This is a genomic window from Streptomyces sp. NRRL S-495 (assembly GCF_000966955.1).
Taxonomy (GTDB): Bacteria; Actinomycetota; Actinomycetes; order Streptomycetales; family Streptomycetaceae; genus Kitasatospora; species Kitasatospora purpeofusca.
On record NZ_JZWY01000504.1, the window covers coordinates 1 to 4605 of the forward strand.

Genomic DNA, 4605 nt, shown 5'->3' on the forward strand with positions numbered 1-4605 from the left:
CGCCGTCAGCCGAAGGCCGGCACGGTGTCCAGGATCGCGAGCCGCGCGTTGGCCGTCCTGATGCTGCCGCAGAGCACCTGCGCGCCGCCGATGCGGTAGTCCTCGCCGCTGCCGGTGGCCTTGATCGCGGCGCCCTGGAGCGAGGTGTACTGCTTGTCCTGGAGGTCGTCCTTGCGCAGGTCGCGGACGACGATGAGCTTGCGGACCAGGTCGCCGGCGCCCTGCTGGGTGGCGAGGGCCTTCTTCTGGTCCTCGCCCAGTTTGGCGAAGGCCGCGTCGTTCGGGGCGAAGACGGTGACGTTCTCCATCGAGTCGAAGATGTCCTTCGCCTTGGCCGTCTTGACCAGGGCGGACAGCTGGGAGAGGTCCTTGGTCTGATCGATCGCGCCCAGCACCGGCAGGCGGCCCATCGCGTCGAGGCTGCCGGGGCCGTCGCCGGGCATCGCCGCGCAGGCCTGGCCGAAGGCCTTCTCGGGCGGCGGGGGCGCGACGGCCACCGGGCCGGGCCCGCCGGTCCCGGCGTCGACGCCGCCGCAACCGGCGAGCGCGGCGACGGCGAGCGCCAGGGCCGTGAGGAGGGCGGGGCGGTGGGTACGGCGGCTCATGCGGGGATCCTCCAGGGGGAACCGGTCGAATCGTGCCGGATACGCCCCAGATGGTGACACCGCGCCGAGCCGCCGCCAGGGAGATCGGCCCCGGACCGCACCGCCCGTCACCCGTGCGGAGCCGTCCCCGGACCGGCGGCCGACCGGACCGCAACGACCGACCGGACCGCACCGGCCGACCGGGCCGACCCGGTGCGGCCCCTGTGCGGCCGACCGGGGGCGTCATCCGGCGGTGCGCATTCCTCCAAGACGCCGTCCCCGGGCCTGCGGCAGGCTTCTCCCGGAGGCACAGCCGACTCGAACGGCCCGAGGGGGGCTTCGTGGTCCGGGTCCGGCGGCCTCCGACCGAGAAGTCCACGACGAACCTGGGGGATGCACCATGCGCAAGGCCACGAAACTCACCCTGGCCGCCACGATGAGCGCCGCGGCGCTGTTCGCCGTCGCCGGCCCGGCCGCCGCGTCGAACACCGCCGTCACCGGCGCCGCCGCCTACTACGACCCGAACCGGAACAACTTCGGTCTCCAGGACACCAAGTCCGACGGCAACAGCGTCTTCATCGAGTACTGGATCAACGACGTGAAGCAGCCCCGCATCGTCAACTACAACGGCAACGGCTCCTGGCGGGACTACGTCGTGACCGTCGGCGAGGGCGGTGCGCTGCGGTGGAAGCTGTGCGTCGACATCTCCTTCTCGCCCGACCGCTGCTCCGGGATGGTCTACGACCGGGTCTGATCCCAGGCCCGCCGGCAGAGCCCGGCCGGTGACCGGGGCGGCGCCGATCCGGACGCGCCACCCCGGTCACCGGGGCTGTACCGCTGCTCCAGGACACCCACTCGCTGACGAACAGCTGCAGGGTGGCCCCGGGGAGCAGGCCTCACGCCGAGTCCGTACACCATCTGGGCAGCGCTGTGCCGCTCCCCGGGCGTCCCGTACTACGTGGTCCGGGTGGGTTCGACGGTGCCGAGCGGGGCGGCCAGTGATTCCAGGCTGCGCCGTTCCGCCTTGACGCCGATCGCCGCCTCGACCAGTCCGGCGAGGGTCATCAGGGTCGCGCCGATGCAGAACGCCAGGGTGGTGTCGGAGACCTTCCCGCTGCTCACCAGGCCGTTGAACAGCAGGGGGCCGCTGATGCCGCCGATGGCGGTGCCGACGGCGTAGAAGAAGGCGATGCACATCGCCCTGGTCTCCAGGGGGAAGATCTCGCTGACCGTCAGGTAGGCGGAGCTGGCCCCGGCGGAGGCCAGGAACAGGACGGCCGTCCAGCAGGCGGTCATGGTGACGGCGGACAGCGAGCCGTGCTGGAAGAGCAGCGCGGTGCCGAACAGCAGTACACCGGAGCCGATGTAGGTGCCGGCGATCATCGGTTTGCGTCCGACGGAGTCGAACAGGCCGCCCAGCAGCAGCGGTCCGAGGAAGTTCCCGACCGCGATCACCGCGAAGTAGTAGCCGGTGTCGCCCTCGGGGACGGCGAAGTACCTGGTGAGGATCACCGCGTAGCCGAAGGTCACCGCGTTGTAGAGGAAGGCTTGCCCGATGAACAGCGCCAGGCCGAGCACCGTGCGGCGCGGGTAGCGGGTGACGACTGTGCGGGCGATGGTGCCGAAGCCGAGCGGTCCGCGCTCGCGGATGCGGATCGGTGCGCCCTCGGTGGGCGGCAGCTCGCGGCCGTACTCCTCCCGCACGATCCGTTCGGCCTCGGCCACCACCTGCTCGGCCTCCTCGGCCCGGCCGTGGGTGAACAGCCAGCGCGGACTCTCCGGGACGTGCCGGCGCACCAGCAGGATGACCAGGCCGAGCACCACGCCGATGCCGAAGGCCAGCCGCCAGCCCAGGTCGGTCGCGAACAGGGCGGTGTTCAGCAGGGAGATGGAGGCGAAGGCGCCGATCGCCGCGCCGATCCAGAAGCTGCCGTTGATCACCAGATCGATCCGGCCGCGCACCCGGGCCGGGATCAGCTCGTCGATCGCGGAGTTGATCGCCGCGTACTCGCCGCCGATGCCGAACCCGGTGAGGAAGCGGCAGAGGAAGAAGAACCAGGCGGTCCAGGAGAAGGCCGTGACGGCGGTGGCGGCCAGGTAGACGGCCAAAGTGATCATGAAGAGCTTCTTGCGGCCCAGCCGGTCGGTCAGCCAGCCGAAGAACAGCGCGCCGCTGCACGCCCCCGCGACGTAGACGGCGGCCGCGATCGTGGTGACCTGGGTCGTCGTGATGGTGATCCCGCTGCCGCTCTCGGCGAGCCGGGCCGCCATGTTGCCGACGATCGTGACCTCCAAACCGTCGAGGATCCAGACCGTCCCCAGCCCGATGACGATCCGCCAGTGCCAGCGGGACCACGGCAGCCGGTCCAGGCGCGCGGGGACGTCCGTCTCGATGACCCCGTCACCGGGGCGGTCCTGGGCCGATGGTGGTTGCCGCACCTCTCGCTCCATGCCCTTCGCCGGGTCGGCCATGGTGAACCCCTTCCCTCGCGCCGGTAGGACCCCCGGCGTCTGCCCGGATCCCGCAGGACCACACCACACCATGCCAACCCGCTCATTCGGCGTATTCCGCCCGCCCGCCCGGCCGCGCCGTGGCCGGGCGGGCGGGACGCGGTGTCCGTCCACGGGGCCCGTCCGCAGGGCCTGCCGGGATCCGTCGCGCCCCGCGGGGCGAGGAGTCCCGAGAAATTCTTCTGCGGGGCTGTCACATCCGTCGCGGGCGGCGGGTCAGTGGAGTGTTCGAGCAGCTGCGGCGGGGCGGGCCGGGATCGGTCCGCCACGTTTGCCCTCCTCTCCCTCTCCATTCGAATCAGGGGTATCCGTCATGTCTGTCGCCCACGTCGTCCTCGCCGTTGTCAGTGCTCTCTGGGTCGGCTTCTCGGGTGTCTCGCTCGCGCGCCGGGCGGAGTTCGTGACCCAGCCGCCGAGGCACTGCCCGCCGAGGCCGACCGGCTGGTCGTCATCGCCGCCGCCGACACCGAGAACCACCCCGCGGCCACCATGGCCGGGTTCGCCGGACCGGCGCTGATCCTCGAAGCGGGCGCCGACCAGGACGCGGCCGTCGTCCACCTCGCGGACGGGGCGGAGACCAACATCGCCATGCGCCTCGGCCGCTTCGACCGCGACGCCGCCGGGGACTGGGACTTCACCCCCGCCCTCGCGGGGTACCCGGGCGGCCTGCGGCAGGCGGTCGTGGCGTACGGCCTGGAGGTCACGGACGAGGAAGCGGTGGCTGCGGGGCAGTGACCGCGACCGCCCGCCGCGCAGGAAGTCGACCTCGCCGACCTCCTGCGCGGCGGGCATCGGAACGATCGTGCGTGACCCGGTCGTTCGAACGGGCATGACGGTGGTGGTGGCAGTGGTCATGGCGGCGGCGGTCCTGGTGACCGGGCTGGTCGCCCTGGCGGCGGTGGTGAGCAACCGCCGCAACGGCGGGCCGGAGGCCGGATCGGGATCCTCCGGCGGGCTCGGCATGTCGGTGTTCGAGGAGCTGCACGCCCTCTTCCACGCGGGCAAGCGCGTCCAGATCGAGCAGCGCCAGGCGCGGCTCGTCCTGCGCGACGACGACCACGCGACCGCCCCGCCCGGCCACGGCATCGACCTGGACGCGGGCACCGCGGTGGTGATCCGCAAGCGGGAGCGGGCGGAGGGGGAGTCGGGCGGCGGCCCGTCGGGCGGTCGCGCTCGGCACTGACGTCCGGCGCCGCGCTCCGGCTCTGCTCGCAGGGCGAAAGAACTTTCGGCGGGGCTGTCACATCCGCCGGGGGCGGTGGGTCAGTGGAGTGTTCGAGCATGTGCGGCGGCGCCGGTCGGAGCCGGTCCTCCCCGCCGCAGGCTTCCTTCACACGAGATCCGGGGTACCTGTCATGTCTGTCGCCCACGTCGTCCTCGCCGTTGTCAGTGCTCTGTGGGTCGGGTTCTCGGGTGTCTCGCTCGCGCGGCGGGCGGAGTTCGTGACCCAGCCGCTGGTGGAGTACGGGGTGCCGCGCTCGTGGTGGGGCCCGCTGGCGCTGGCGAAGCT

At 72.2% G+C, this 4605-nt stretch carries 5 protein-coding genes; 3 read left to right on the forward strand and 2 right to left on the reverse strand.

Annotated elements, in window-relative coordinates:
* Positions 1 to 5: 5 nt before the first annotated feature.
* Positions 6 to 605, reverse strand: coding sequence for a fasciclin domain-containing protein (locus tag VR45_RS25040; RefSeq protein ID WP_045942089.1), 600 nt, complete (start codon positions 603 to 605; stop codon positions 6 to 8).
* A gap of 379 nt (positions 606 to 984) precedes the next feature.
* Between VR45_RS25040 and VR45_RS25045 the strand changes: the two genes are divergently transcribed.
* Positions 985 to 1338 carry a hypothetical protein gene (locus tag VR45_RS25045; protein WP_045942090.1) on the forward strand — a complete coding sequence of 118 codons (354 nt, stop codon included), beginning with the start codon at positions 985 to 987 and terminating at the stop codon, positions 1336 to 1338.
* A 200-nt stretch (positions 1339 to 1538) separates the two neighbouring features.
* Here the strand turns inward: VR45_RS25045 and VR45_RS25050 are convergent, their stop codons facing one another.
* A complete protein-coding gene (locus tag VR45_RS25050; protein ID WP_078896807.1) occupies positions 1539 to 3056 on the reverse strand; it encodes an MFS transporter in 1518 nt (505 codons plus the stop codon).
* Positions 3057 to 3584: 528 nt separating this feature from the next.
* On the opposite strand from VR45_RS25050, the gene VR45_RS25055 reads away from it, so the two are divergent.
* Both VR45_RS25055 and VR45_RS25060 read left to right on the forward strand, forming a co-directional pair.
* Positions 3585 to 3830: a hypothetical protein gene (locus VR45_RS25055; protein WP_045942091.1), complete on the forward strand. Its 246-nt coding sequence runs from the start codon at positions 3585 to 3587 to the stop codon at positions 3828 to 3830.
* A 67-nt stretch (positions 3831 to 3897) separates the two neighbouring features.
* Positions 3898 to 4278: a DUF6191 domain-containing protein gene (locus tag VR45_RS25060; protein WP_159394345.1), complete on the forward strand. Its 381-nt coding sequence runs from the start codon at positions 3898 to 3900 to the stop codon at positions 4276 to 4278.
* The last annotated feature ends 327 nt before the right edge of the window (positions 4279 to 4605 follow it).

What these genes read in the sequence shown, in the direction of transcription:
- VR45_RS25040 (WP_045942089.1), bottom strand. Translation starts at nt 605, where the DNA reads ATGAGCCGCCGTACCCACCGCCCCGCCCTCCTCACGGCCCTGGCGCTC.
- VR45_RS25045 (WP_045942090.1), top strand. Translation starts at nt 985, where the DNA reads ATGCGCAAGGCCACGAAACTCACCCTGGCCGCCACGATGAGCGCCGCG.
- VR45_RS25050 (WP_078896807.1), bottom strand. Translation starts at nt 3,056, where the DNA reads ATGGCCGACCCGGCGAAGGGCATGGAGCGAGAGGTGCGGCAACCACCA.
- VR45_RS25055 (WP_045942091.1), top strand. Translation starts at nt 3,585, where the DNA reads ATGGCCGGGTTCGCCGGACCGGCGCTGATCCTCGAAGCGGGCGCCGAC.